Source organism: Streptomyces sp. DSM 120436 (genome assembly GCF_055778765.1).
This window is the reverse complement of the sequence record NZ_JBSKBS010000001.1, coordinates 367,800-392,484: the sequence shown is the minus strand read 5'-3', so window position 1 is coordinate 392,484 and position 24,685 is coordinate 367,800. Positions and strand designations below refer to the sequence as shown.

At 71.4% G+C, this 24,685-nt stretch carries 21 protein-coding genes and 1 tRNA gene; 2 read left to right on the top strand and 20 right to left on the bottom strand.

The genetic code is table 11. From position 1 onward, the window contains the following. Positions 1-170: 170 nt before the first annotated feature. From ACWH4W_RS01735 to ACWH4W_RS01720, 4 genes are all read right to left on the bottom strand, one after another. A complete protein-coding gene (locus ACWH4W_RS01735) occupies positions 171-1,610 on the bottom strand; it encodes a GH1 family beta-glucosidase (RefSeq protein ID WP_473074091.1) in 1,440 nt (479 codons plus the stop codon). 114 nt (positions 1,611-1,724) lie between these two features. After that, on the bottom strand, positions 1,725-2,630 hold the full coding sequence (locus ACWH4W_RS01730; RefSeq protein ID WP_473074090.1) for a carbohydrate ABC transporter permease: 906 nt from the start codon (positions 2,628-2,630) through the stop codon (positions 1,725-1,727). Positions 2,631-2,641: 11 nt separating this feature from the next. Continuing rightward, on the bottom strand, positions 2,642-3,652 hold the full coding sequence (locus tag ACWH4W_RS01725) for a carbohydrate ABC transporter permease (protein WP_473074089.1): 1,011 nt from the start codon (positions 3,650-3,652) through the stop codon (positions 2,642-2,644). Positions 3,653-3,657: 5 nt separating this feature from the next. Next, positions 3,658-5,016 carry an ABC transporter substrate-binding protein gene (locus ACWH4W_RS01720; RefSeq protein WP_473074088.1) on the bottom strand — a complete coding sequence of 453 codons (1,359 nt, stop codon included), beginning with the start codon at positions 5,014-5,016 and terminating at the stop codon, positions 3,658-3,660. Between the two features lie 342 nt (positions 5,017-5,358). Between ACWH4W_RS01720 and ACWH4W_RS01715 the strand changes: the two genes are divergently transcribed. Beyond that, positions 5,359-6,414, top strand: a complete 1,056-nt coding sequence (locus ACWH4W_RS01715; protein WP_473074087.1) for a LacI family DNA-binding transcriptional regulator — start codon at positions 5,359-5,361, stop codon at positions 6,412-6,414. Positions 6,415-6,520: 106 nt separating this feature from the next. On the opposite strand, the gene ACWH4W_RS01710 is transcribed toward ACWH4W_RS01715, so the two are convergent. The 4 genes from ACWH4W_RS01710 to ACWH4W_RS01695 form a co-directional block, all read right to left on the bottom strand. Next, positions 6,521-6,593, bottom strand: a tRNA-His gene (locus ACWH4W_RS01710). Between the two features lie 118 nt (positions 6,594-6,711). After that, positions 6,712-7,314 carry an oligoribonuclease gene (gene orn / locus ACWH4W_RS01705; protein ID WP_473074086.1) on the bottom strand — a complete coding sequence of 201 codons (603 nt, stop codon included), beginning with the start codon at positions 7,312-7,314 and terminating at the stop codon, positions 6,712-6,714. Positions 7,315-7,437: 123 nt separating this feature from the next. Beyond that, the gene (locus tag ACWH4W_RS01700; protein WP_473074085.1) at positions 7,438-8,673 is read right to left on the bottom strand and encodes a GlxA family transcriptional regulator; all 1,236 of its coding nucleotides are present in this window, start codon (positions 8,671-8,673) and stop codon (positions 7,438-7,440) included. 476 nt (positions 8,674-9,149) lie between these two features. Continuing rightward, the gene (locus tag ACWH4W_RS01695) at positions 9,150-9,323 is read right to left on the bottom strand and encodes a hypothetical protein (RefSeq protein WP_473074084.1); all 174 of its coding nucleotides are present in this window, start codon (positions 9,321-9,323) and stop codon (positions 9,150-9,152) included. 352 nt (positions 9,324-9,675) lie between these two features. Here ACWH4W_RS01695 and ACWH4W_RS01690 point away from each other — a divergent pair, with 352 nt between their 5' ends. Further along, on the top strand, positions 9,676-10,203 hold the full coding sequence (locus ACWH4W_RS01690; RefSeq protein ID WP_473074083.1) for a universal stress protein: 528 nt from the start codon (positions 9,676-9,678) through the stop codon (positions 10,201-10,203). 150 nt (positions 10,204-10,353) lie between these two features. Here ACWH4W_RS01690 and glmS read toward each other — a convergent pair whose 3' ends face one another. From glmS to ACWH4W_RS01630, 12 genes are all read right to left on the bottom strand, one after another. After that, positions 10,354-12,171 (bottom strand): glutamine--fructose-6-phosphate transaminase (isomerizing), encoded by a 1,818-nt coding sequence (glmS, locus tag ACWH4W_RS01685; RefSeq protein WP_473074082.1) that lies wholly within the window; start codon positions 12,169-12,171, stop codon positions 10,354-10,356. 12 nt (positions 12,172-12,183) lie between these two features. Further along, positions 12,184-12,441 (bottom strand): hypothetical protein, encoded by a 258-nt coding sequence (locus ACWH4W_RS01680; RefSeq protein ID WP_006131553.1) that lies wholly within the window; start codon positions 12,439-12,441, stop codon positions 12,184-12,186. Between the two features lie 75 nt (positions 12,442-12,516). Then, positions 12,517-13,407, bottom strand: a complete 891-nt coding sequence (locus ACWH4W_RS01675; RefSeq protein WP_473074081.1) for a DUF4429 domain-containing protein — start codon at positions 13,405-13,407, stop codon at positions 12,517-12,519. A 174-nt stretch (positions 13,408-13,581) separates the two neighbouring features. Continuing rightward, complete coding sequence (locus ACWH4W_RS01670) at positions 13,582-15,354, bottom strand: IucA/IucC family protein (RefSeq protein ID WP_473074080.1); 1,773 nt, start codon at positions 15,352-15,354, stop codon at positions 13,582-13,584. Further along, a complete protein-coding gene (locus ACWH4W_RS01665) occupies positions 15,351-15,893 on the bottom strand; it encodes a GNAT family N-acetyltransferase (protein WP_473074079.1) in 543 nt (180 codons plus the stop codon). The genes ACWH4W_RS01670 and ACWH4W_RS01665 overlap by 4 nt, the downstream gene beginning before the upstream one ends. After that, positions 15,890-17,182, bottom strand: coding sequence for a lysine N(6)-hydroxylase/L-ornithine N(5)-oxygenase family protein (locus ACWH4W_RS01660; RefSeq protein ID WP_473074078.1), 1,293 nt, complete (start codon positions 17,180-17,182; stop codon positions 15,890-15,892). The genes ACWH4W_RS01665 and ACWH4W_RS01660 overlap by 4 nt, the downstream gene beginning before the upstream one ends. Continuing rightward, entirely contained in the window at positions 17,166-18,608 is a 1,443-nt protein-coding gene (desA, locus tag ACWH4W_RS01655) for a lysine decarboxylase DesA (RefSeq protein ID WP_473074077.1), read from the bottom strand. Before desA ends, ACWH4W_RS01660 begins: the two co-directional genes overlap by 17 nt. 155 nt (positions 18,609-18,763) lie before the next feature. Then, the gene (locus ACWH4W_RS01650; protein ID WP_473074076.1) at positions 18,764-19,273 is read right to left on the bottom strand and encodes an SIP domain-containing protein; all 510 of its coding nucleotides are present in this window, start codon (positions 19,271-19,273) and stop codon (positions 18,764-18,766) included. Between the two features lie 47 nt (positions 19,274-19,320). Beyond that, positions 19,321-20,364 (bottom strand): ABC transporter substrate-binding protein, encoded by a 1,044-nt coding sequence (locus tag ACWH4W_RS01645; protein WP_473074075.1) that lies wholly within the window; start codon positions 20,362-20,364, stop codon positions 19,321-19,323. A gap of 195 nt (positions 20,365-20,559) precedes the next feature. After that, positions 20,560-21,720, bottom strand: coding sequence for an acyl-CoA dehydrogenase family protein (locus ACWH4W_RS01640; protein WP_473074074.1), 1,161 nt, complete (start codon positions 21,718-21,720; stop codon positions 20,560-20,562). Positions 21,721-21,724: 4 nt separating this feature from the next. Beyond that, positions 21,725-22,672 carry a hydroxymethylglutaryl-CoA lyase gene (locus ACWH4W_RS01635; RefSeq protein WP_473074073.1) on the bottom strand — a complete coding sequence of 316 codons (948 nt, stop codon included), beginning with the start codon at positions 22,670-22,672 and terminating at the stop codon, positions 21,725-21,727. Beyond that, positions 22,669-24,684 (bottom strand): acetyl/propionyl/methylcrotonyl-CoA carboxylase subunit alpha, encoded by a 2,016-nt coding sequence (locus tag ACWH4W_RS01630; RefSeq protein ID WP_473077386.1) that lies wholly within the window; start codon positions 24,682-24,684, stop codon positions 22,669-22,671. The genes ACWH4W_RS01635 and ACWH4W_RS01630 overlap by 4 nt, the downstream gene beginning before the upstream one ends. Position 24,685: the final 1 nt, after the last annotated feature.

Here is a 24,685-nt window from a genome sequence, read left to right as displayed (position 1 = left end):
GGAGAACGACGGGGAACGGGCGCCCCGGCCGGACCCCCCACCCGGCCGGGGCGCCCGTGCGTCCGGTGGCAGGCCCGGACGCACACGAACGGGGCGCGGCACTCCCCGGGGAACGCCGCGCCCCCGCCCCCCGAACCCCGCGCCCCGTTCCTCCCGGACGCCGAGGGTCGTCAGATGCCCTCGAGGTCCGGAAGCACACCCGCCTTGGCCGCCCGCGCGTACCACAGCGCGCTCGACTTCGGCGTCCGCTTCTGGCTGACGTAGTCGACGTACACCGCGCCGAAGCGCTTCTCGTAGCCGTACGCCCACTCGAAGTTGTCCAGCAGCGACCACAGGAAGTAGCCGCGCACGTCGGCGCCGTCGTCGATGGCCCGGCGCACCGCGGAGAGGTGGCCGTGCAGGTAGGCGACGCGCTCCGGGTCGTGGACCTTGCCGTCGGCGTCCGGCTTGTCGTCGTAGGCGGCGCCGTTCTCCGTGATGTAGAGGGGAAGGCCGGGAGCCTCGCGGTGGTAGCGCATGATCAGCTCGTGCAGCCCGGTCGGGTCGACCGACCAGCCCATCTCGGTCAGTTCGCCCGGCGACTGGTGGAACGCCACGTCGTCGGCGGCGGGCCACGGCGAGTGCTCGCTGGCCCCGTGGCCGTCGGCGCGCGGGCCCTTGTCGTCCGGGTCGGCGGCCGACACCAGGGTCGGCGTGTAGTAGTTGAGGCCGAGCGCGTCGATCGGCTGGTGGATCGTGTCCAGGTCGCCGTCCTGGATGCACGACCAGTCGGTCACCGAGGAGGTCGCCTCCAGCAGCGTCTCCGGGTAGGCGCCGTGCAGGATCGGGCCGTGGAAGATGCCGCCCGACAGGTCGTCGATCTTGCGGGCCGCCGCCACGTCCGCCGGGTCGCCCGGGTTCAGCGGGCGCACCACGGAGGTGTTGAGGCTGAGGGAGATCTGGTTGCGGGCCGGCATCACCGAGCGCAGCGCCTTGGTGCCCAGGCCGTGCGCCAGGTTCAGGTGGTGGGCGGCCTTCAGCGCGGCGGCCGGGTCGGTGCGGCCGGGGGCGTGCACCCCGGAGGCGTAGCCCAGGAAGGCGCTGCACCAGGGCTCGTTGAGCGTCATCCACGTCTCGACGCGGTCGCCCAGCGCCTCGCCCACGATCTTCGCGTACTCGGCGAAGCGGTGGGCGGTGTCGCGCTCCGGCCAGCCGCCCGCGTCCTCCAGCTCCTGCGGCAGGTCCCAGTGGTAGAGGGTGACGGCCGGCTTGATGCCCTTGTCCAGCAGCTCGTCGACCAGCCGCCGGTAGAAGTCCAGACCGCGCTGCACGGCCGGGCCGCGGCCGGTGGGCTGCACGCGGGACCAGGACACGGAGAAGCGGTAGGTCTGGAGGTTGAGGTCGGCCATCAGCGCCACGTCGTCGCGGTAGCGGTGGTAGTGGTCGACGGCGATGTCACCGGTGTCGCCGCCCGCCGTCTTGCCCGGCGTGTGGCTGAAGGTGTCCCAGATGGAAGGGGTACGTCCGTCCTCCCGCACCGCCCCCTCGATCTGGTACGCGGAGGTCGCGGCGCCCCAGAGGAAGGCCGGAGGAAAGGTCACCGGGGTCGCCGGCGTGGCGGAGTCAGACATGGAAGCGCTCCCATAGAGGTCGCATAGGGGTCGTGGAAGACCGACGGATACGTGAGAGAGAGGAAGGGGGCCGAGGCGGCGGCGACCCGGCCCCGCCGGGATCGGGCACGGGCGTCAGCCCTTGACCGCGCCCTGCATGATGCCGCCCACGATCTGCTTGCCGAAGATCGCGAAGACCAGCAGCAGGGGCAGCGTGCCGAGCAGCGCACCCGCCATGATCAGGGACTGGTCGGGGGTGTACCCGCGGCCGAGACCCGCGACCGCGACCTGCACGGTCGGGTTGCCGGTCTGCGTCAGGACCAGGAACGGCCACAGGAAGTCGTTCCACGCCTGCACGAACATCAGCATGCCGAGCACGGCCATGGCCGGCCGCGCGGCCGGGAAGACCACGTGCCACACCACGCGCCAGCTGCTCGCGCCGTCCACCCGCGCGGCCTCGATGACCTCGTCGGGCAGCGCCTGCAGCAGGTACTGCCGCATGAAGAACACGCCGAAGGCGCTCACCAGCGACGGGAAGATGACCGCCTGGAGCTGGTCGGTCCAGTCGAGCTTGGCGACCATCATGTACAGCGGGATGATGCTGAGCTGCGGCGGGATCATCATCGTGCCGATGACCACCAGCATCAGGGCGTTGCGGCCCTTGAAGCGCAGCTTGGCGAAGGCGAACCCGGCGATCGTCGACAGCACCACGATGGTGACCGCGGAGGTGCCCGCCACGATGGTGGTGTTGAGGAACGCCTCGCCGAGGTTGGCGTCCTTCCAGGCGATCTCCAGGTTCTTGAACAGGTTCGAGCCGAACCAGAACGGCGGCGGGTTCTCCGCCAGGCGCTGGTTGTCGCGGGACGCGGCGATCGCGGTCCACACCAGCGGGAACAGCGACACGATCATGAACACGGCGAGGATCGCGTACGCGAGCGGTCCGCCGTGCAGGGTGCCGCCGGCCCGCGCCGACTTCGGCAGGCGCGAGCGCTTCTGTTCCTTGGTGACCGGTGTCTCGGGGGGCGTCACAGTCGTCGTCACGGCCACACTCCTTAACTGCTGGCGCGCAGCCGGCGCGAGATGAGCTGGTTGATGAGGCCGATGACGATCAGGATCGCGAACATCGTCCAGGCGATCGCCGAGGCACGGCCCAGGTGCTGGTTGACCCAGCCCTGCTCGTACAGGTACAGGCCGAGCGTCTGGAACTGGTGCTCCGCGCCGCCCGACGCGCCCTTGTTGGGGTCGAACAGCAGCGGTTCGCCGAAGACCTGGCTGGCGCCGATCGTCGAGACCACCACGGTGAACAGGATCGTCGGGCGCAGCGAGGGCAGCGTCACGTGCAGGAACTGCCGCCAGCGGCTGGCGCCGTCCAGCGCCGCCGACTCGTACAGGTCCTGCGGGATCGCCTGCATCGCGGCCAGGTAGATCAGCGCGTTGTAGCCGGTCCAGCGCCAGATGATGATCGTGGAGACGGCTATCTGGCCGGGCCACTTGTCGTCCTGCCAGCCGATCGGGTCGATCCCCACCGCGCCGAGCGCCCAGTTGATCATGCCGTAGTCACGGCCGAAGAGCAGCACGAACACCAGGGTCGCGGCGGCGATGGAGGTGGCGTACGGCGCGAGCATCGCGACCCGCCAGAACGTGGAGGCGCGCAGTTTGTAGTTGAGGATGTGGGCGATGCCCATGGCGATCATCAGCTGCGGAACGGTGGAGATGATGCCGATGGTCAGGGTGTTCTGCGCCGCGTTCCAGAAGAAGTCGTCGTCGAAGATCCGGGTGTAGTTCTTCAGGCCGACCCAGTTCATGTCGGTCGGCGCGGTCAGCTCGACCTGGTGCAGCGAGGCCCAGCCGGTGTAGATCAGCGGGAACAGCCCGAAGGCGGCGAACAGCAGGAAGAAGGGCGAGACGAATGCGTACGGGCTCCAGCGCGCGTCGCGCTGCCAGCGGCGGGACAGCTTGGCCCGGCGCTTGTCGTCCTTGCCCGCGGAGCGGTCGCCGGGCGTACGGCCCGGGGCCGCGCCCCCCTTGACGGGGGACGCGGCGATGTCGGAACGGGTGGCCATCCGGGTCACTTGTCCAGGTTGTTGTCGATGGTCTTGGTGGCCGTCTCCCAGGCCTCCTTGGCCGACTTGCCCTTCGTCACGAGGATGACGCCGTTGTCGGTCAGACCCTGCTGGATGATCTGGTCCTTCGGGCCGATCACCTGGACCGGGATCTGCTTGGCGGCCTCGGAGAAGATCTGGCCGATCGGCGCGTCACCGGTCATCTCGTTCTTGGCGCCGGTCACCTCGGGGCTGGTGTACGCGGCCGGGGCGCTCGGGAAGCTGCCCTGGACCTTGAACAGCTTGGCCTGCTGCTCGGGCGCGGTCAGCCAGGCGACCAGCTTCTGCGCCTCCTCGACGTTCTTGCCGCTCTTCGGCACGCCCAGGAAGGAGCCGCCCCAGTTGCCGGACTTCGGAGCCACGGCCACGTCCCACTTGCCGGCGGCCTCCGGCTTCGACTTGCCCTTGATGTAGCCGAGCATCCACGGCGGGCAGGCGACGGTGGCGAACTTGCTGTTGGCGATGGTGGTGTCCCAGGCCGGCTGGAACTGCGTCTGCGACTGGACCAGGCCCTTCTCGGCGGCCTCGGCGGTCAGGTCGAAGGCGGCCCGCACGGCCGGGTTGGTCTTGTAGATGACCTCGCCGGAGGCGTCGTAGAACTTCTCCTCCTCACTGCTGAGGACGGCGTTCAGCAGACCGCCGGGGGAGTCCATGAAGAAGGAGTCCTTGCCGGCCGCCTCCTTGTACTTCTCACCGGTGGCGATGAACTTGTCCCAGTCGCCGGCCCACAGCTTGCCGACCTGCTCGCGCTCGCTCGGCAGACCGGCCTTCTCGAAGAGGTCCTTGCGGTAGCAGATGGCCATCGGGCCGACGTCCGTGCCGAGACCGATGGTCTGGCCGTCCTTGGTGGTGGCCTGCTCCCACTTCCAGGGCAGCCAGCCGTCCTTCTTCACCCCTTCGACCTTGGACATGTCCGTGAACTTGTCCGCCTGGGTGTTCACGACCTCGGCGATGTTGGCGACCTCGATCGCCTGCACGTCCATCAGCCCGCTGTTGGTGGTCAGGTGGTTGACGAGGGCGGGGTAGTAGTTCTCGTTCCGCTCGACCACGTTCTCCTGGATCTTGATGTCCGGGTTGAGCTTCTCGTACTCGGCGTAGAGGCCCGCCTCCTTGAAGCCCATGGTGCCGAACAGACCCAGGGTGATGGTGGTCTTGCCCTCGCCGGACGAGGAACCACCGGAGCTGTCGTCTCCGCCGTCGTCGGCGCAGCCGGCCAGCAGCCCGGTGCCCAGCGACACGACGGCCGCGACGGCCAGGGCCTTGCGGGCGAAGGGCTTGCCCCCGCCCGACCGCTGCCTGGTGAGGGGCAGGGTACGTGCTCGCATTGCGTCCTCCTGTTGCCCTGACGTGCCGACCCCCCGGCCAACGGCGTTGTTGACCCGTATTCTGCGCGTTGCGGCTCGGGCGGGGAACGTGCGGGTTGTGTATGTACCAGGTACTGTGGGAGCGCTCCCACAAGTGATGTGTTGAAGAGTCGCGGGTCCGGGCGGGGGTGTCAAGGGAGCAGACGCGGCAAAGTGCGTTCAGTTATCTGCCCGTTAACTTGACCCGGGGGGCCGCCCCCGCGGAACGCCGGGATCCGCACGGACGCCCTCGCGGGTGGTCACCGTCACTGCCGGGGCTGTTACATTCCAGGCCAGGATGACACAGAAGGAAGGCGGGGGCGGATGGCAAGCCACGGAGTGCGGAGTCGCAGCGGTGGCCGCCCCACCCTCGAAGAGGTGGCGGCGCGCGCCGGAGTCGGCCGCGGCACCGTGTCGCGCGTGATCAACGGATCCCCCCGGGTGAGCGAGGCCACACGCGCCGCCGTCGAGGCGGCCGTCGCCGAGCTGGGCTACGTCCCCAACACGGCGGCCCGCGCCCTGGCGGCCAACCGCACCGACGCGATAGCGCTCGTGGTGCCCGAGCCCGAGACCCGGTTCTTCACCGAGCCCTACTTCTCCGACATGCTCCGCGGTGTCGGCGCCGCGCTCGCCGACACCGAGATGCAGCTCCTGCTGATCTTCGCGGGCAGCGACCGGGAGCGGCAGCGGCTCGCGCAGTACCTGGCCGCGCACCGCGTGGACGGCGTGCTCCTGGTCTCGGTGCACGCCGACGACCCGCTGCCCGACATGCTGTCCCAGCTCGAGATCCCCGCCGTGATCAGCGGCCCCCGCTCGGCGGAGGAGACGCTCACCTCGGTGGACTCCGACAACTACGGCGGCGCCCGGCAGGCCGTCGAGCACCTCATCGGCCGGGGCCGCCGCACGATCGCGCACATCACCGGCCGCCTGGACGTCTACGGCGCCCAGCGCCGCGTCGCCGGCTACCGGGACGCGCTGCGCGAGGCGGGCCACCCGGTGGACGAGCCGCTGATCGAGCCGGGCGACTTCTCCGAGGACGGCGGCCGCCGCGCGATGCAGGCCCTGCTGGAGCGCCGCCCCGACCTGGACGCGGTCTTCGCCGCCTCCGACGTCACGGCGGCCGGCGCCCGCCAGGTGCTGCGCGAGGCGGGCCGCCGCATCCCGGACGACGTGGCGCTGGTCGGTTACGACGACTCCGCCATCGCCCGCCACATGGAGCCGCCGCTGACCAGCGTGCGCCAGCCGATCGAGGAGATGGGCCGGACGATGACCGACCTGCTGCTCGCCGAGGTCGCCGACCGGCGCCCGTCGGCGACGCGGGAGCTGGAGCGGCGTCAGGTGGTGCTGGCCACGGAGCTGGTGGAACGCGCGTCCTCGTGAGCGCGTCGGGGACGCGGGCGCCCGCCGCCCGCGTCCCCGCGGTCCGTGCCGCCCGGTCATGCCGGAAGCCGGTGACCTCGACGAGGTCACCGGCTTCCGCGGTGAGGGTGAGTGACGGGACTTGAACCCGCGACATCCTGGACCACAACCAGGTGCTCTACCAGCTGAGCTACACCCACCACGGCCTGGTCCTGGTGAGTCGGTGACTTCCCCGACCGGCCGAGAAAAAGTGTACAGGGTCCGAAGGGGTGCTCGCGCACGCCTTTCCGCGCGGCTCCCCGATCCCCCTCGGCATCCCTACTGAGCAGGCAGGACGTGCTTCGCCGCGATCTTCTTCGCGGTGTCGGAGTCGGGTCCCGGCTGCGGCACGAAGACGGCCTCGCGGTAGTAGCGCAGCTCCGCGATGGACTCGCGGATGTCGGCGAGCGCCCGGTGGTTGCCGTTTTTCTCGGGGCTGTTGTAGTACGCCCGCGGGTACCAGCGGCGGGCCAGCTCCTTGATGCTGGACACGTCGACGATCCGGTAGTGCAGGTGGTTCTCCAGGGCGGGCATGTCGCGCAGCAGGAAGCCGCGGTCGGTGCCGACGGAGTTCCCGCACAGGGGCGCCCTGCCGGGCTCCTTGACGTGTTCCCTGATGTAGGCGAGGACCCGCTGCTCGGCGTCCTCGAGCGTCGTGCCGTTCGGCAGCTCGTCGAGCAGCCCCGACGCGGTGTGCATCGCGCGCACCACCTCCGGCATCGTCTCCAGGGCCCGCTCCGGCGGGCGGATGACGATGTCGACGCCCTCGCCGAGCACGTTCAGCTCGGAGTCGGTGACGAGGGCGGCCACCTCGATGAGCGCGTCGTCCGACAGCGAGAGGCCGGTCATCTCGCAGTCGATCCACACCATGCGATCGTTCATGCGTCTCACCTTACGGTGCGTGACGCCGGGCGGGACCGGGTGGTGAAGCGGTGATGCCCCGGAGCGTCCCGCACAGCGGTGGGGGCCGGAGGCACCCGGCCTCCGGCCCCCACCACGGCCGTCTCAGTGCGCGCCGCGCTGTCCCGGGACGCCCGGCGCCGAGGCGCTCAGGGACGGCCCCAGCGCGCCGGCCGCCGCCGTCCGGCGCGACTGGTGCGGGACCGCGCCGTCCGGGTACAGCGTCTGCGGCACCGGGTGCCCCGAGGGCTCCGGCCTGCCGGACGGGACGCCGCCTCCCTGTGCGCCCTGCGCGGTCTCGGTGTCCTGGCCGCGCTCGGCCTGCGGGCGCCGGGCCCGGTACGCGGCCCGGTAGGCGGCCGGGGACGAGCCGAGCTGACGCCGGAAGTGGCCGCGCAGCGCCACCGGCGAGCGGAAGCCGCAGCGTCCGGCGACCTCGTCGACCGAGTAGTCCGACGTCTCCAGCAGGCGCTGCGCCTGGAGCACCCGCTGCGTGATCAGCCACTGCAGCGGGGCGCTGCCGGTCAGCGAGCGGAACCGGCGGTCGAAGGTGCGGCGGCTCATGTACGCGCGGGCCGCGAGGGTCTCCACGTCGAACTGCTCGTGGAGGTGCTCCAGCGCCCAGGCGACGACCTCGGCGAGCGGGTCGGCGCCGATCTCCTCCGGTAAAGACCGGTCGAGGTAGCGCTCCTGGCCGCCGCTGCGGCGCGGCGGGACCACCAGGCGCCGGGCGAGCGCGCCGGCCGCCTCGTTGCCGTGGTCCGTGCGCACGATGTGCAGGCACAGGTCGATGCCGGCCGCGGTGCCCGCGGACGTCAGCACGTCGCCGTCGTCCACGAACAGCTCGCGTGGATCGACGTGCACCGACGGATAGCGCTTGGCCAGCGTCGGCGCGTACATCCAGTGGGTGGTCGCGGGACGGCCGTCCAGCAGGCCCGCCGCCGCGAGGACGAAGGCGCCGGTGCACAGCCCGACGATGCGGGCGCCCTCCTCGTGGGCCCGGCGCAGCGCGTCCAGGGCCTCGTCGGGCGGCGGGGAGGTGATCGACCGCCAGGCCGGCACCACGACGGTGCCCGCCCGGGATATCGCCTCCAGGCCGTGTGGCGCGGTGAGTTCCAGGCCCCCCGTGGTCCGCAGCGGGCCCTCTTCGCCGCCGCACACCAGCAGGCGGTAGCGCGGCACGCCGGCGTCCTGGCGGTCAACCCCGAACACCGACAGCGGTATGGAACTCTCGAAGATGGGGCCGCCGCTGAACAGCAGCACCGCGACGATCTCCTTGCGGCGGCGCCCGGAGAGTTTCCGGACCGCGCTTTCCGGCGCGGCAGTGGAGTCGTGGCTCATCCTGCTAAGCCCCCCTCGGTGGTCGCGGCTCCTCGGTTGTGTCGCTCCTGCACGTTTCCCCTCGGTCCTGCACGAGTCCCCCGCCGTAAGACAGTCAAGATCGAATCTACTGTGTCCCGTCGCGCACCGGTGGCCAGTTCGGCACTCGGTGCATTGTCGACTTGGCAACTTGGCGTGAAGCATTCGATCACGAAGCGTTGCACTCACGCGCCGTGCAGGGAAGTGCGCCTCGTCGCGGTGGCCAAAGCGCGTAGGGTGCGCAGGGCTCGTGAGACCCTTTCCGTGCAGGTGGAACGGGGGTTGGGGGGTGGTCGCGGCACCGGATGCGCCCGCACCGCAAGTTGGCTGAAAAGAGACGGGTTGGGGTGCGGAAACCGGTCAACCGGCCGGTGTCTGTCCGGCGTCCCGCGGGGCGTGCGCCCGCGCGCGGGGAGGCGCGCCGCGGCGTGGGGAACGGTGGTGCGGGGAGCGGCGGATCAGAGGCGGGAGACGGACGTGACGACCGCCGGGCCGCACGCCACGCCGACGGCCGCCGCGAGGGGCGCGCCGCGCCGCGGGAGCACCGCGGGGGCGGGCGGGCAGCCGGACGCGGCCCGGCGGAGGAGGCCGCCCTCCGGGGGCCGGCCGGGGGCGTGGGCGGGGCGGGACATCGGGTGCTCCCTGTCGTGGAGTGCTCCAACCGTCCCGACGGGCGGGTGGTCCGTCGGTCACCGGGCGGGCGGGGACCGCGGTGGAGGGGGCCGGACGGCCCTTGACGGGCCGGCCGCAGGCGGTTCAGGTGTCAAGCGCATACCGAGCAAACCGCCTGTACAGGCCAGCAACCGTTGCGTCGCGGGCGGACCCTCGTGCATGCTCCGGGGAGCCCGCCTCCCGGTTCGCGGGATCTGGGCCATGGAGGCGTGCCGCCGTACCCTTGAGGGTATGGGGTGGGGAAGACACTTCCCGGACACAGCTCCGCCGCACACTGTCGTCCCATCAAAGGATCACAACCCCGAGACAGCCATGGCCGGTCACGAATTCTTCGAACCCGCGGACCGCAAGCGGCCGGTCGCCGATCCGACGGCGGCCGACCCCCTGGCGGCGGAGGACTCGCGCCATGCGTGCGATCCCGCCTTCCGGCACGGGGTGGTGGTCGGCTTCGACGGTTCCACGTCCAGTGAGCGGGCCCTCGCGTACGCCATCGGCATGGCGCGGCGCTCCGGCTCCGGGCTGATCATCGTCCACGTCGCCAACCGGCTGCCCACCACGGTGTGGGCGGGCTGCGAGCCGCCGGTCTTCGTGGACGTCCCGGACCACCGCACGGAGGTGCTGGGGCTGGAGCTGGCCTGCGCCGACTATCTGGCCGAGGTGCCGTGGATCCTCGTCGAGCGGGGCGGGGACATCTGCCACGAACTCGAAGAGGTGGGACGGGAGTACGCGGCCGACGCGATCGTCGTGGGCTCCACCCACGGGCTCGTGGGGCGGATCTTCGGGTCGGTCGCGGGGAGGCTGGCCAAGCGGGCGCAGCGGCCCGTCGTCGTCATTCCATGACGTGAGGTGAGGGACGGGCCCCACGTGTTGTGGCAACACGTGGGGCCCGTTCTCGTTCGCCGGCCCCTGCGGGTGCGTGGGGGTCGACCGCACCCGCGCGACGGAGCCGCAGAGGAGCACAGCCCCGCGCCCCTCGGGGGCGCTTCCCGGTTACTCGACCGTGACGGACTTCGCCAGGTTGCGGGGCTTGTCGATGTCCCGGCCGAGGGCCAGGGCCGTGTGGTAGGCGAGGAGCTGGAGGGGGATGCCCATGAGGATCGGGTCCAGCTCGTCCTCGTTCTTGGGGACCACGATCGTGTGGTCCGCCTTCTCCTGCGCCTGGTGGGCGACGGCGACGATCCGGCCGCTGCGGGCCTTGATCTCCTCCAGGGCCGCGCGGTTCTTCTCCAGCAGGTCGTCGTCCGGGACGATCGCCACGGTCGGCATGGCCGGCTCGATCAGGGCCAGCGGGCCGTGCTTCAGCTCGGAGGCCGGGTACGCCTCGGCGTGGATGTAGGAGACCTCCTTGAGCTTCAGGGACGCCTCGCGGGCCACCGGGTAGCCCCGGACGCGGCCGATGAAGAGCATCGAGCGGGCGTCGGCGTACTCCAGCGCCAGCTTCTTGATCTCCTCCTCCTGCTCCATGATCTCGGCGATCTGGGCGGGGAGGCGGCGCAGGCCCTCGATGATCCGCTTGCCGTCGCGGACGGAGAGGTCGCGGGTGCGGCCCAGGTGCAGGGCGAGCAGCGCGAAGGCGACCGTGGTGTTGGTGAAGCACTTGGTGGAGACGACGCAGACCTCCGGGCCGGCGTGCACGTAGACGCCGCCGTCCGCCTCGCGGGCGATCGCGGAGCCCACCACGTTGACCACGCCGAGGACCCGGGCGCCCTTGCGCTTCAGCTCCTGCACGGCGGCCAGCACGTCGTACGTCTCACCGGACTGGGAGACCGCGATGTACAGGGTGTCGGGGTCGACGACCGCGTTGCGGTAGCGGAACTCGGAGGCCGGCTCGGCGTCGGCGGGGATGCGCGCCAGCTCCTCGATCATCTGCGCGCCGATCATGCCGGCGTGGTACGAGGTGCCGCAGCCGAGGATCTTCACGCGGCGGATGCGGCGGGCCTCGCGGGCGTCCAGGTTGAGGCCGCCCAGGTGCACGGTGGAGAAGCGGTCGTCGATCCGGCCGCGCAGCACGCGGTCCACGGCCTCGGCCTGCTCGTGGATCTCCTTGTGCATGTAGGTGTCGTGGCCGCCCATGTCGTAGGAGGCGGCCTCCCACTCCACGGTGGTGGGTTCGGCGGTGGTGCGCGTGCCCTCCGTGGTGTAGGTGCGGAAGTCGTCGGCCTTGAGGGTGGCCATCTCGCCGTCGTCGAGGGTGACTATCTGGCGGGTGTGGGCGACCAGCGCGGCGATGTCCGAGGCGACGAACATCTCCTTCTCGCCGATGCCGAGGACGACCGGGGAGCCGTTGCGGGCGACGACGATGCGGTCCGGGAAGTCGGCGTGCAGCACGGCGATGCCGTAGGTGCCCTCGATCAGGCGGACCGTCTCGCGGACCTTGTCCTCGAGCTTCTCGGCCTGCGAGCGGGCGATGAGGTGGACGAGGACCTCGGTGTCGGTCTCGGAGAGGAACTCGACGCCGTCAGCCTCCAGCTTGCGGCGCAGGTCGGCGGCGTTGTCGATGATGCCGTTGTGGACGACGGCGACCTTGCCCTCGGCGTCCAGGTGGGGGTGGGCGTTCACGTCGGACGGGGCGCCGTGCGTGGCCCAGCGGGTGTGGGCGATGCCGGTGGTGCCCTTGAAGCGCGCCGGGACCTTGGCCTCCAGGTCGCGCACCCGGCCCTTGGCCTTGACCGTCTTCAGGGCCCCCGCCTTCGGGGAGGTCACGGCGATGCCCGCCGAGTCGTAGCCGCGGTACTCCAGGCGCTGGAGCCCTTCGAGCAGCAGGGGGGCGACCTCACGCCTGCCGATGTAACCGACGATTCCGCACATACAGGTGTGTTCCTAGCCGTAGACGATGCGGCGCAGCTGCCGGAGCGAGAGCTCGGGCGGCGCCACCGCGCGGTATCTCAGGTCCGCCTCGATCCGTTGGAAGATCGTCGCGTTCACCAGGCCCTGGGCCTGCAGCTCGCGGTGGCGGCGACGGACGTACTCCTCGGTCGTCTCGTCGAAGTAGGCGAGCACGTCCTGGATCACACGCAGCGCCTCGCCCCGGCTGAGGGGCGTGGACCGCGTCAGATGATCAACAAGTTCGTCGTGCACTCGATGATCCTGGGGTAACGGAGGTCGTTTCGCAAGAATCTTGCCCGATTTCGGGCAGGCCTGACGAGGTGGTCGCTACATGCGCTTCAGGACGGCCTGCTTGGCGAGGGTGAACTCCTCGTCCGTGAGCACCCCGGACCGGTGCAGCTCGCCCAGCTCCCGCAGCCGCCGCAGCAGCGCGTCGTGGTCGTCCTCGGCACGGCCGGGCGGTGCGGGCCGGTCGTCCTCGCGGTCGCGCGGGCCCTCCAGGGCCGGGGCGGCGGGGGCGGACGGGTGCGGAAGGCGGGCCTGGACGGCGGCGGCCACCAGCGCCATCAGCGGGTCCTTCTTGAAGCCCCACAGCTCCACCGCGTTCGGGTCGTACTTGGCCGGGACCTTGGCCGGGGCGTGCCGCACGAGGAAGCGCAGGTGGCCGTTGTCCAGGCCGGACGCCGGCTGCCACTCCACCCCCTCCAGGTCCTGCACCGCCAGGGTGCGGGGGCCGGCGGCGGACTTGGCGCCCTCCGTCTTCCAGTTCCACTCCAGCCGGACCCGCTCCCCGTCGAAGCTCACCGTGCCGTCCCCGGCGGAGACGGACAGCGGCAGGGACGGACCGGGCAGCAGGTAGCCGGTCACCGGCCCGGACGGGATCTGCTCCAGCAGCAGCGCGGTGCGGACCTCCTCCGTGAAGTACTCGGCGACGCCGTAGCGGTCGGACTCGACGACGAGCCGGTAGGGGTCGTGCGGCTCGATGAGGCGCCCGCCGGTCGCGTGCAGCAGCGGGTCGGCGCCCTCGCGCAGCCGCAGCCTGAGCCGCCCCGACTTCTTGCCCTGCTCCAGCGAGACGCCCGCCAACGCCTCGAGCGGCACGGTCAGTTCACCCAGCGTCCGGCGCAGCAGGCCGATGTTCTTGTCCCGGCCGGGCGTCAGGCGCAGGGTTTCCCCGTCGAACGTCCATGTGCCGTCCTTCTGGATGATTTCCGCCATGGGGGGGATTGTTTCACCGCAACGGCGGGGGAGTGGTCTCCACCCGTTCCGGGCGGCTGATCGTCGGTGGGGTCTGGGCGCGCGGTTCCCCGCGCCCCTGAGGGTGTCGTCCCCGACGGTGTGACGAAGCCCCCCGGAGGACCGTACTCCGGGGGGCTCGTCCGCTCGATGGCGTCAGAAGGCCGCCAGGGGGTTCTTCAGGGTGCCGACGAGCTGGAGGGCGCCCGAGGGGTCCGCCAGGTCCACCATCTGCTTGTTGTCGCGCAACTGGAGGCGGTTCAGGCAGGACAGGGCGAACTCCGGGGCGAACATGTCGTACCGGGCGAACTTCTCCGCCAGTTCCGGCACCGACGCCTGGTAGGCGCGGGTGACCTCCGCGACCGTGCGCCAGAAGCCGTCCTCGTCGAGGACGCCCTCCTCGGCGAGGTTCGCCGCGAGGAAGCGGAAGAAGCAGTCGAAGACGTCCGTGAAGACCGACAGCAGCTTGGTGTCGTCCGGGATCTCGACGCGGATCCGGGACACCTCCGGCGGCAGCACCGCGTCCGGGTCCATCACCACGATCTCCTCGGCGATGTCCTTGTAGACCGCGCGCTTCACGGCGCCGTCCTCCAGGACCAGGATGACGTTCTCGCCGTGCGGCATGTACGCCAGGTCGTAGGCGTAGAAGCTGTGCAGCAGCGGGACGTAGTACGCCCGCAGGTAGCGCCGCAGCCATTCCTCCGGGGCCAGCCCGGAGCGCTCGATCAGCGCGCCCGCGAACGACCTGCCCTCGTGGTCGACGTGGACCAGGGAGGCCATGGTGGCGAGCGACTCGCCGTCCTGCAGAGATGCCACCGGGCTCTCCCGCCACAGCGCCGCCAGCATCTTGCGGTACGGCGAGTAGCGGTCGGTGGCCTGCTCGTACTCCAGGTGCCGGTAGCCCACGGCGGCCCGCTCGCGGATGATCGACAGACCGGTGCCGCGCAGCACCGGGTCGTTGTCGATCAGCCGGGCCAGCCAGTCGTTGATCGCCGGGGTGGCCTCCATGTAGGCGGCGGACAGGCCCCGCATGAAGCCCATGTTGAGGACGGACAGCGCCGTCTTCACGTAGTGCTTCTCCGGGTGCGAGGTGTTGAAGAAGGTGCGGATGGACTGCTGGGCCAGGTACTCGTCGTCGCCCTCGCCCAGGCAGACCAGGTGCCGGCGGGCCACCTCGGCGGCGAAGGTCACGGACAGCTTGTTCCACCACTGCCAGGGGTGGACCGGGATCAGCAGGTAGTCGGCGGGGTCCAGGTCCTGTGCGCGCAGGACGTCGTGGAACCGCTCGACGGTCCCCTCGCCCAGCTCCTGCCGGACGAACGACTCGTAATCGATGCCCACGCCCGCCGTGAACGCCGCCCGCGACCGGTGCGCGGCCAGCCACACCAGCTTCACCGGGTTCGCGGTCTCCGGGGCGTACCGCAGGTACTCGTGGACGCCGAAGCCGAGCCGCCCGTTGTTGGCGACGAAGCAGGGGTGGCCCTCGGTCATGCCGGTCTCGATCGCCTGGAAGCCGGCGTCGACCAGCTCGGCCGAGGTGACCTTCGGCTTGGTCAGCTTGTAGCAGGTGCCGGAGAGGGTGGAGGAGATCTCCTCCAGGTACACCGGCAGGATCTCGTCGCTCAGCCCCAGGGACTTCCGCAGCTCGATGAAGAAGTCCAGCGCCGCCGGTTCGAGTTCGGCGTCGCCGCGGTGGCGGGTGATCGAGTCGGCGTCGACCTGCCAGTGGTCCAGGCCGCGCAGCCGCGCGGTGAACGTGTAGCGGGTCTCGCCGTCGTCGCTGCGGACGACGTACCGGCCGTCGCCGGCCGGTTCCGGCGTGAGGAGCCGCTCGTGCGCGAACTCGGCGAGCGCCTTGCGGATCAGCAGACGGTTGGCCCGCGCCCAGCGGTGGGGGGACAGGTGCGCCACGGCGTCGGACGGGGTCATGCGGACACTCCTCGGGCGGCCTCGAACTGTTCGCGCGTGCAGAAGCTCAGCAGCGCGCGCTTCTCCGGCTTGTCGATCTCCCGCTCGGGCACGAAGCCCACGGCCTCGTTCAGGGCGTGCACGGCCTTGTTGCCGACGTCGGGCTCCACCACGACCCGGCGGGTGGCCGGGTCGGCGAACAGCTCCTCCATCACGGCGGTGATGACGGCGCGGGTGAAGCCGTGGACCGGCCGGTCGGTGGGGGCGACCAGGAAGTGCATGCCGACGTCGCCCGGCCGCGGCTCGTAGAGCCCGACGAGTTCGACGTACCGGGGATCGTACTTCTCCATCAGGAAGGCGGGTTCGCCGTCGTGCAGGCCCAGGTAGGCGTGGTGGTGCCGGTGGGCGGCGATCCGCGTGTACTCGCGCTCGACGTCCTGCGGCGTCGCGTCCTGCATCATCCAGAACGCCGCCTTGGGGTGGGTCACCCAGCGGTGCAGCAGCTCCGCGTCCCTCGGCGGGTCGAGCGGGCGGACCGTGAACGTGCCGATGGCGCTCATACGGCGAACTCCTGGAAGGCGATGCTCTTCTCGACCGGGTAGTACTCGGCGCCCAGCAGCTCGCGGATGATGGACGCGTTGCGGTACGGGCCCATGCCCAGGTCGGGGCTGGTGACGCTGTGCGTGTGCACGCCCGCGTTCTGCAGGAACACGCCGCGTCCGGTGACGTCGATCGCGTAGTTGCGGGCGACGTCGAAGCGGCCGTGGCCGTCGAAGCGCAGCCGGTCGCGCACCGGCTCCAGGAAGGCCGGCTGCTCGTAGTGGTAGCCGGTGGCCAGCACCAGGCCCTCGGTGGTGATCTCGAAGTCCTTTCCCTGCTCGTCCTGGTGGAAGCCGAGCGTGTACGTGCCGTCCTCGTACCGTGCGGTGGTGAGCGAGGAGTTGGTGAGCAGCCGGGTGGGCACGCCGCGGCCGCCGCTCTCCACGTTCTTCTGGTACAGCAGGTCGAAGATCGCGTCGATCAGCTCCGAGTTGATCCCCTTGAACAGGCCCTTCTGCTGCTTCTCCAGCCGGTAGCGGGTCTCCTCGGGCAGCGCGCGGAAGTAGTCGATGTAGTCCGGGGACGTCATCTCCAGGGTCAGCTTGGTGTACTCCAGCGGGAAGAACCGCGGGGAGCGGGTGACCCAGTTGAGCTGGTAGCCGTGGGCGTCGATCTCCGAAAGGAGATCGTGGTAGATCTCGGCGGCGCTCTGCCCGCTGCCCACGATCGTGACCGACTTCTTCCCCAGCAGCTCCGCCTTGCGCTGCGTGTACCGCGCGTTGTGGAAGAGGCCCCCGTCGAGCCCGCGGCACGCCTCGGGCACGAACGGCACGGTACCGGTGCCGAGCACCAGGTGCCGGCCGCGGTACGTCGTGCCGGTGGACGTGGCCACGACGTACACCTCGGCGGCCTCGTCCCAGGTGACCTCGGTGACCGTGGTGCCGAAGCGGATGGAGCCGAGCTGCGCGGCGGCCCAGCGGCAGTAGTCGTCGTACTCGACGCGCAGCGGGTAGAAGTTCTCCCGGATGTAGAACGAGTACAGCCGGCCCTTCTCCTTCAGGTAGTTGAGGAAGGAGTAGGGGGAGGTCGGGTCGGCGAGGGTGACCAGGTCCGACATGAACGGGGTCTGGAGGTGCGCCCCGTCGAGGAACATCCCCGCGTGCCACTCGAAGTCCGGCTTGGACTCCAGGAAGACGCCGGAGAGTTCGTCGATGGGCTCGGTCAGGCAGGCCAGCCCCAGGTTGAACGGGCCCAGCCCGATGCCCACGAAGTCGTAGGCCGGTTCCGTGGTGTCAGCAAGCGCGGTCAAGGGACTCTCCCAGGTACTGCTCGGCGTGGCCGGCGATCAGGTCGAGGACGGCCGTGATGTCGGCCGTCGTGGTCTCGGGGTTGAGCAGGGTGAACTTCAGGTAGTGGCGCCCGGACACCTTGGTGCCCGCGACCACCGCGTCACCGGAGGCGAACAGGGCCTTGCGGGCGTACAGGTTAGCCCGGTCGACGTCGGCGGGGTCGGTGACGGAGGCCGGCACGTAGCGGAAGACCAGGGTGGACAGGCTGGGCTCGACCACCACGTCGAAGCGCGGGTCGGCGGCCAGCAGTTTCCAGCCCTCGGCCGCGAGGTCGCACACCTCGTCGAAGAGCGCGCCGATGCCGTCGGCGCCCATCACGCGCAGCGTCATCCACAGCTTGAGCGCGTCGAAGCGGCGGGTGGTCTGGAGGGACTTGTCGACCTGGTTGGGGATGCGCTCGGTCACCATGCGGCGCGGGTTGAGGTACTCCGCGTGGTAGGTGGCGTGCCGCAGCGTGGTCGCGTCGCGCACCAGCACGGCCGACGAACTGACCGGCTGGAAGAACGACTTGTGGTAGTCGACGGTGACCGAGTCGGCGCGCTCGATGCCGTCGATGCGGTGCCGGTACTTCAGCGAGGCGAGCAGGCCGCAGCCGTAGGCGGCGTCCACGTGCATCCAGGCGCCGTACTGCTCGCACAGGCCGGCGATCTCCGGCAGCGGGTCGATGGAGCCGAAGTCGGTGGTGCCGGCGGTGGCGACGACCGCCATCGGGATCAGACCCGCCTCGGCGCAGCGTTCCAGCTCGCGGGCGAGGGCGACGGTGTGCATCCGCTTGTCGTGGTCGACGGGGACCACCACCACGGCGTCGGGGCCGAGGCCGAGCAGCTTCGCGGACTTCTGCACGCTGAAGTGGCTGACCTCGGAGGCGAAGACGCGCAGCTTCGCCACGTCCTCGGACTTGGTCTCCTCCCGGGCCAGCAGCAGCGCCTGGAGGTTGGACTGGGTGCCGCCGGAGGTGAACACGCCGTCCGCGGCGGGGCCGAGGCCGATGCGCGCGGCCGTCCAGTCGATGAGTTTCCGCTCGATCAGGGTGCCGCCGGCCGACTGGTCCCAGGTGTCCAGGGAGGAGTTGACGGCGGACAGCACGGCCTCGCCGAGCACGGCCGGGATGACGACCGGGCAGTTGAGGTGGGCGAGGTAGCGGGGGTGGTGGAAGTAGACCGCGTCCCGGAGGTAGACCTCCTCCAGTTCGTCCAGCACCGCACCGGTGTCGTACAGCGGCTGGTCGAGGTCGATCGCGTCGATGCGCGGGGCGAGGTCGTCGACCGCGATGCCGGTGAACGGCCGCTCGGTGGCGGCGAGTTGGGCGGCCACCCGCTCGACTCCTTCGGTCACGGAGCGTCGGTAGTGCTCCGTGGTGGCGTCGTTGAGCAGGTGCGAGCGCATGTGGGGGTCCTCCGGTGGGGACGGTCCGGTGCGGGGAGCTGGCCAGTGCCTTACTTAGGTAAGCCTAACCAAAGTTTTCGGGCCGCAATCCCGTTTCCCCCGTGACCGTCGTCACGCCCCGACGTCCCTTGACGGATCGCCAACTCCCGTACTCCTCACGCCTGTTCGCGTAGCCGCTCCTCCGAGGGGCAACGCCGCCAGTAGCCCACGGACGTCACCCGCCGGCGGTCGACACCGCGCTCGTGGACGAAGTTCCGGCGCAGCTGCTTCACGTGCCCCGACTCCCCGGCGATCCCTGCGCAGGCGCGCTCGGGGGAGGGGAGGGCGGCCTGCCGGACGGCGTCCAGGGCCAGGGGGGAGTCCGGGGCGGCGGCGCCCTCCCGGACGAACCAGGTGACCTCCGCGTCCGCCGCGGTCGGCAGCTCCTGGACGTCCCCGGCGCGCGGCACCTCCAGCCAGGCCCGGGCGCGGGCGCCGGCCGGGAGGGCCGCGGCCGCGGCCGCGGCGGGCAGGGCGGTCTCGTCGGCCCACGGCAGCACCGTCGCGGTGTCCTCGGGCGGGCGGAAACGGATCGCGCGGTCGTCGGCGACCGCCGGGCCGGTCCGCCGCGTCCCGGCGACCCGAAGGGCGGGGAAACGGAACGGGGCGGCCACGGCAGTCGTCACGAGGGGGCTCCTGCGAGTCGAGGGCGGCTGGACCGTGCGGAAAGGGGTCAGCTGACCTTCTCGGCCTTCTCGATGGTCTCGGCGAGCGCCTCCACGGGCGCCACGCACTTGTCGTACGACAGGATCGGCTCGGTGGAGCGGGAGATGACCTGGCCGGCCTTGACGGCGGGGAGCTGCTTCCAGGTCGCCTCGGTGATGTCGGCGGGCTGGATGGCCGAGCTGCGGTCGTCCATCATGATCACGTCGGCCTTGTGCTTGTCGACGTTCTCCCAGCTCAGGCTCTCGAACCAGCCGCCGGTGGCCTTCTTGGCCTCCTCCGTGGGCTCCACGAAGTTCACGCCGAGGGCCTTGAAGTACTCCAGGTCGATCGAGAGGTCGGTGCCCGAGACGTAGAACAGCTCCGGGCTCGCCGAGCCGACCAGGACCTTGATCTCGGGCCTGGCCTTGGCGGCCTTGCGCAGCCGCTCCGAGGCCGCCTCGAAGCGCTTCTTGGCGTCGGTGACCTTGGCGGCCGTCATGTCGGCGCCGAGCGACTCGGCCAGCTCCCACATCCGCTGCAGCGGGCCGGTGAGCTGACGGTCGAACACGGAGATGCCGACGCTGGGCGCGAGCTTGGCGATCTTGTCCTTGGACGCCTCGGGGACGTACCAGAGGGTGCCGGCGTCGTCGAACATCGTGGAGATCAGGACGTCGGGCGCGAGGGCCGCGTACTTCTCGACGTTGAACTGGTCCCAGACGTTGCCCAGGATGGTCACCTTGCTGATGTCCATGTCGCCGGCCTGGACGTCGGCCTTGCCGTCCCTGGTCTTCGTCGGGCCGAAGACGCCCTTGACCTCGACGCCGTAGTCGTACAGCGCGGCGGCGACGCCCGTGAACGCGACGATGTTCGCGGGCGTCTCGTCGAGCTTCACCGTGGTGCCGCGGTCGTCCTTGAAGGACCAGGGGCCGGACTTCGCGGGACCCTTCGCGTCCGCGCCGCCGTCCTTCGCGTCCTCGCCCCCGCAGGCGGTGAGCGCGGCGCCGAGACCGAGGGCACCACCGGCGGCGAGCAGTCCGCGACGGGTCAGGCGGGCGGTTCTGGCGTTCGACATGGAAGGGTCTGCTTTCGTGCGTACGGGACCGGTGTGCAAACAGCGTTAGGTTAGCCTAACCAAACGATCTGTCCAGAGGGCATACGGTGTCCCCCTCCCGGAAGCACCGGTCCCGCACCGTGATCCGGGTCACCCGGCGGCACGGCCGCGGCCCGCGCCGTGGCCGGCGCGGGCCGCTCGCACTCACGGGCGCGCTCAGCCCGTCAGGCCCAACTCCCGTGCGATCAGCATCCGCTGCACCTCGCTGGTGCCCTCGCCGATCTCCAGGATCTTGGAGTCGCGCCACATGCGGGCCACCGGGTACTCGTTCATGAAGCCGTAACCGCCGTGGATCTGCGTGGCGTCGCGCGCGTTGTCCACGGCCACCGTGGAGGAGTACAGCTTGGCCAGCGCCGCCTCCTTCTTGAACGGCTCGCCCGCCACCAGCCGGCTGGCCGCGTCCCGCCACGCCAGCCGCGCCGTGTGCGCCTTCATCTCCATGTCGGCGATCTTGAACTGGATCGCCTGGTTCGAGCCGATCGGACGTCCGAACGCGTGCCGTTCCCCGGCGTACTTCACCGACTCGTCCACACAGCCCTGCGCGAGACCCGTGGCCAGCGCCGCGATCGCGATGCGGCCCTCGTCGAGGATGCGCAGGAACTGGGCGTAGCCCCGGCCCTCCTCGCCCAGCAGGTTGGCCGCCGGGACGCGCACGTCCTGGAAGGACAGCTCCCGCGTGTCCGAGGCGTTCCAGCCGACCTTGGAGTACGGCGCCGCGACCGTGAAGCCCGGGGTGCCGGACGGCACGATGATCGCGGAGATCCGGGGCTTGCCGTCGGGCTTGCGGCCGGTGACGGCGGTGACCGTGACCAGACCGGTGATGTCCGTGCCGGAGTTGGTGATGAAGCACTTGGTGCCGTTGATCACCCACTCGTCCGTCGCCTCGTCCAGCCGGGCCGTCGTGCGGGTCGCGCCCGCGTCGCTGCCGCCGTCCGGCTCGGTCAGCCCGAACGCGCCCAGGATCTCGCCCGAGCACAGCCGGGGCAGCCACGCACGCTTCTGCTCCTCGGTGCCGAACAGGTGCAGCGGCATGGCGCCCAGCGAGACGCCCGCCTCCAGGGTGATGGCCACCGAGGAGTCCACCCGCGCCAGTTCCTCCAGCGCCACGCCGAGCGCGAAGTAGTCGCCGCCCATGCCGCCGTACTCCTCCGGGAACGGCAGGCCGAACAGGCCCATGCGGCCCATCTCCCGCACGATCTCGTACGGGAACTCGTGCCGCTCGTAGAAGTCGCCGATCTTCGGCGCCACCACGTCGTGCGCGAACTCCTCGACCGTGCGGCGGAGTTCCTCGAGTTCGGGGGAGAGCTTGTGGTCCATGTCGTCACTGCTCCTGGTGGGAGAGGGCTCGTACGGTGCGGGACGGGCTGGGCCGGCCCAGGTGGGCGGCCATCCAGACGCTTGTGGCGACCAGACGGCCGAGGTCGACCCCGGTGTCGATGCCGAGGCCCCGCAGCATCCACACGAGGTCTTCGGTGGCGAGGTTGCCGGTGGCGGACTTCGCGTAGGGGCAGCCGCCCAGTCCGCCGGCCGAGGCGTCGACCGTGGTGACGCCCTGCTGGAGGGCGGCCAGCGTGTTGGACAGTGCCTGGCCGTAGGTGTCGTGGAAGTGCACGCCCAGCGCGGCGACGGGCACGCCCGCCTCCGTGAGCGCGCCGATCAGGGCCGTCACATGACCGGGGGTCGCCACCCCGACCGTGTCGCCCAGGCTCAGCTCGTCGCAGCCCATGTCGAGCAGCGCCCGGGACACGCGCACCACCTGGGGGACGGGGACCGCGCCCTCCCAGGGGTCGCCGAAGCACATCGACAGATAGCCGCGCACATGGACGCCCTGCTCCTTCGCGCGGGCCACCACCGGCTCGAACATGGCCAGCGCCTCGTCCACCGTGCGGTTGAGGTTGGCCTGGGCGAAGGACTCCGTGGCGCTGGCGAACACCGCCACCCGGCGGGCGCCCAGCGCCAGCGCGCGGTCCAGGCCGCGCTCGTTGGGCACCAGCACCGGCAGCTCCACCGGCAGGCCGGACACCGCCGGGTACAGCTCCTCGGCGTCCGCGAGCTGGGGCACCCACTCGGGGTGCACGAAGCTCGTCGCCTCGATCGTGGTCAGGCCCGCGCCGGCCAGCCGGCGGACGAACTCCGTCTTGACGGCCGTCGGCACGGTCGCCCTCTCGTTCTGCAGGCCGTCGCGGGCGCCCACCTCGTGGATCCGCACCCGCCGGGGCAGCCCCCCGGCCGGTACGGTCATGGGCAGGCCGAGCTCACCGGCGTTCACGCCGTGTCCCCTTCCGCCGTCCCCACGGGCGCGATGACCGCGAGCACCTGGTCCATGGCGACCGTCGTGCCCGGGGACACGTCCAGTTCGGTGACCGTGCCGGCGTGCGGGGCGGAGATGACGTGCTCCATCTTCATCGCCTCCACCACCAGCAGGCTCTGGCCCGCGTCCACCTCGTCGCCGACGGCGACCTTCACCACCGTCACCGTGCCCGGCATCGGCGCGGTCAGCGAGTCGGCGCCCGCCTGACCCGCCCGGGTGAGGGACGCGGCCACCGGGTCGTGGTCCCGTACCTGCCAGGCGTCGCCGTCCCGGCCCAGCCAGGAGCCGTCGGGCAGGGCGGCGAAGGTGTGCGCGACGCCGTCCAGCGCGCAGGTGAACCGGTGCCCCTCCAGCGGCCCCGCGGACGCCCTCAGCGGGGTCTCCGCGCCGGGCGGCAGCAGTTCCGTGCCGCCGGCGGCGGTGGCCCGGACCCGCACGGTCACCGGGTCGTGGCCCGCCACCCGCAGGTGGTGCGCGGTCCAGGCCCGGCCGCCGCCCATCCGCCAGCCGTCGGCGGCGGCGAACGGGTCCCGCCAGCCGGGGCCCGCGGCGGGCGCGAGGGCGGCCTGGCGCAGCAGCGCCGCCGCCGCGTACACCTCGGCCGGCACCTCGCCGCCGACCAGGGAGTCAGCCTCGCGCTCCACCAGTCCGGTGTCCAGCTCGCCGGAGACCACCGCCGGGTGCGCGAGCAGTCGCCGCAGGAAGCCCGCGTTGGTCTGCACGCCCAGCGTCACCGTCTCCGCGAGCGCCGCCCGCAGCTTGCGCAGCGCGGTCGCCCGGTCGGGGCCGTACGCGATGACCTTGGACAGCATCGGGTCGTAGAGGCTGCCGACCTCCGTGCCCTCGGTGAGCCCCGAGTCGGTGCGCACGCCGTCGCCCTGCGGCTCGCGCAGCCGCAGCACCGTGCCGCCGGAGGGCAGGAAGCCCCGCGCGGGGTCCTCGGCGCACAGGCGTGCCTCGACCGCGTGCCCGGTCAGCCGGACGTCGTCCTGCCCGAACGGCAGCCGCTCGCCCGCAGCGACCCGAAGCTGCCACTCCACCAGGTCGAGCCCCGTGACGAGCTCGGTGACCGGGTGCTCCACCTGGAGCCGGGTGTTCATCTCCATGAAGCAGTACGCCGACGGGTCGTCGCCCGGGACGATGAACTCCACCGTGCCCGCACCCCGGTAGCCGCACGAGCGGGCCGCCTGCACGGCCGCCTCGCCCATCGCCGCCCTGGTCGCCTCGTCGAGGAGCACGCTGGGCGCCTCCTCGACGATCTTCTGGTGGCGCCGCTGGAGCGAGCACTCGCGCTCGCCCAGGTGCACCACGTTCCCGTGGCCGTCGGCCAGCACCTGGATCTCGATGTGCCGGGGCCGGTCGATCCACCGCTCCACCAGCAGGGTGTCGTCGCCGAAGGAGGCGCGGGCCTCACGCCGGGCGGCGGCGATCTCGTCCGCCAGCCGCTCCGCGTCCCGCACCAGCCGCATGCCCTTGCCGCCGCCGCCCGCCGACGGCTTCAGCAGCACCGGCATGCCGATCTCCCGGGCCGCCTCCACGAGCTGCGCGTCCGTCAGCCCGCTGCCGCTGGAGCCGGGCACCACCGGCACCCCGGCCGCCTTCACCGTCTCCTTCGCGCGGATCTTGTCGCCCATCAGGGCGATGGCGTCCGCCGGGGGCCCGATGAACACGAGGCCCGCCGCCTCGCAGGCCCGCGCGAACTCCGCGTTCTCGGCGAGGAAGCCGTACCCCGGGTGCACCGCCCGCGCGCCGGTGCGGGCGGCCGCCTCCAGCAGCCGCTCCGCCGACAGGTAGCTCTCCGCGGCCGGCGCCGGCCCGATCCGCACCGCCGTGTCGGCCTCCCGGACGTGCCGCGCCCCGGCGTCCGCGTCGGAGTACACCGCCACCGAGCGCACGCCCAGCGACCGCAGCGTGCGCACGACGCGGACGGCGATCTCGCCCCGGTTGGCCACCAGCACCGTGTCGAACATC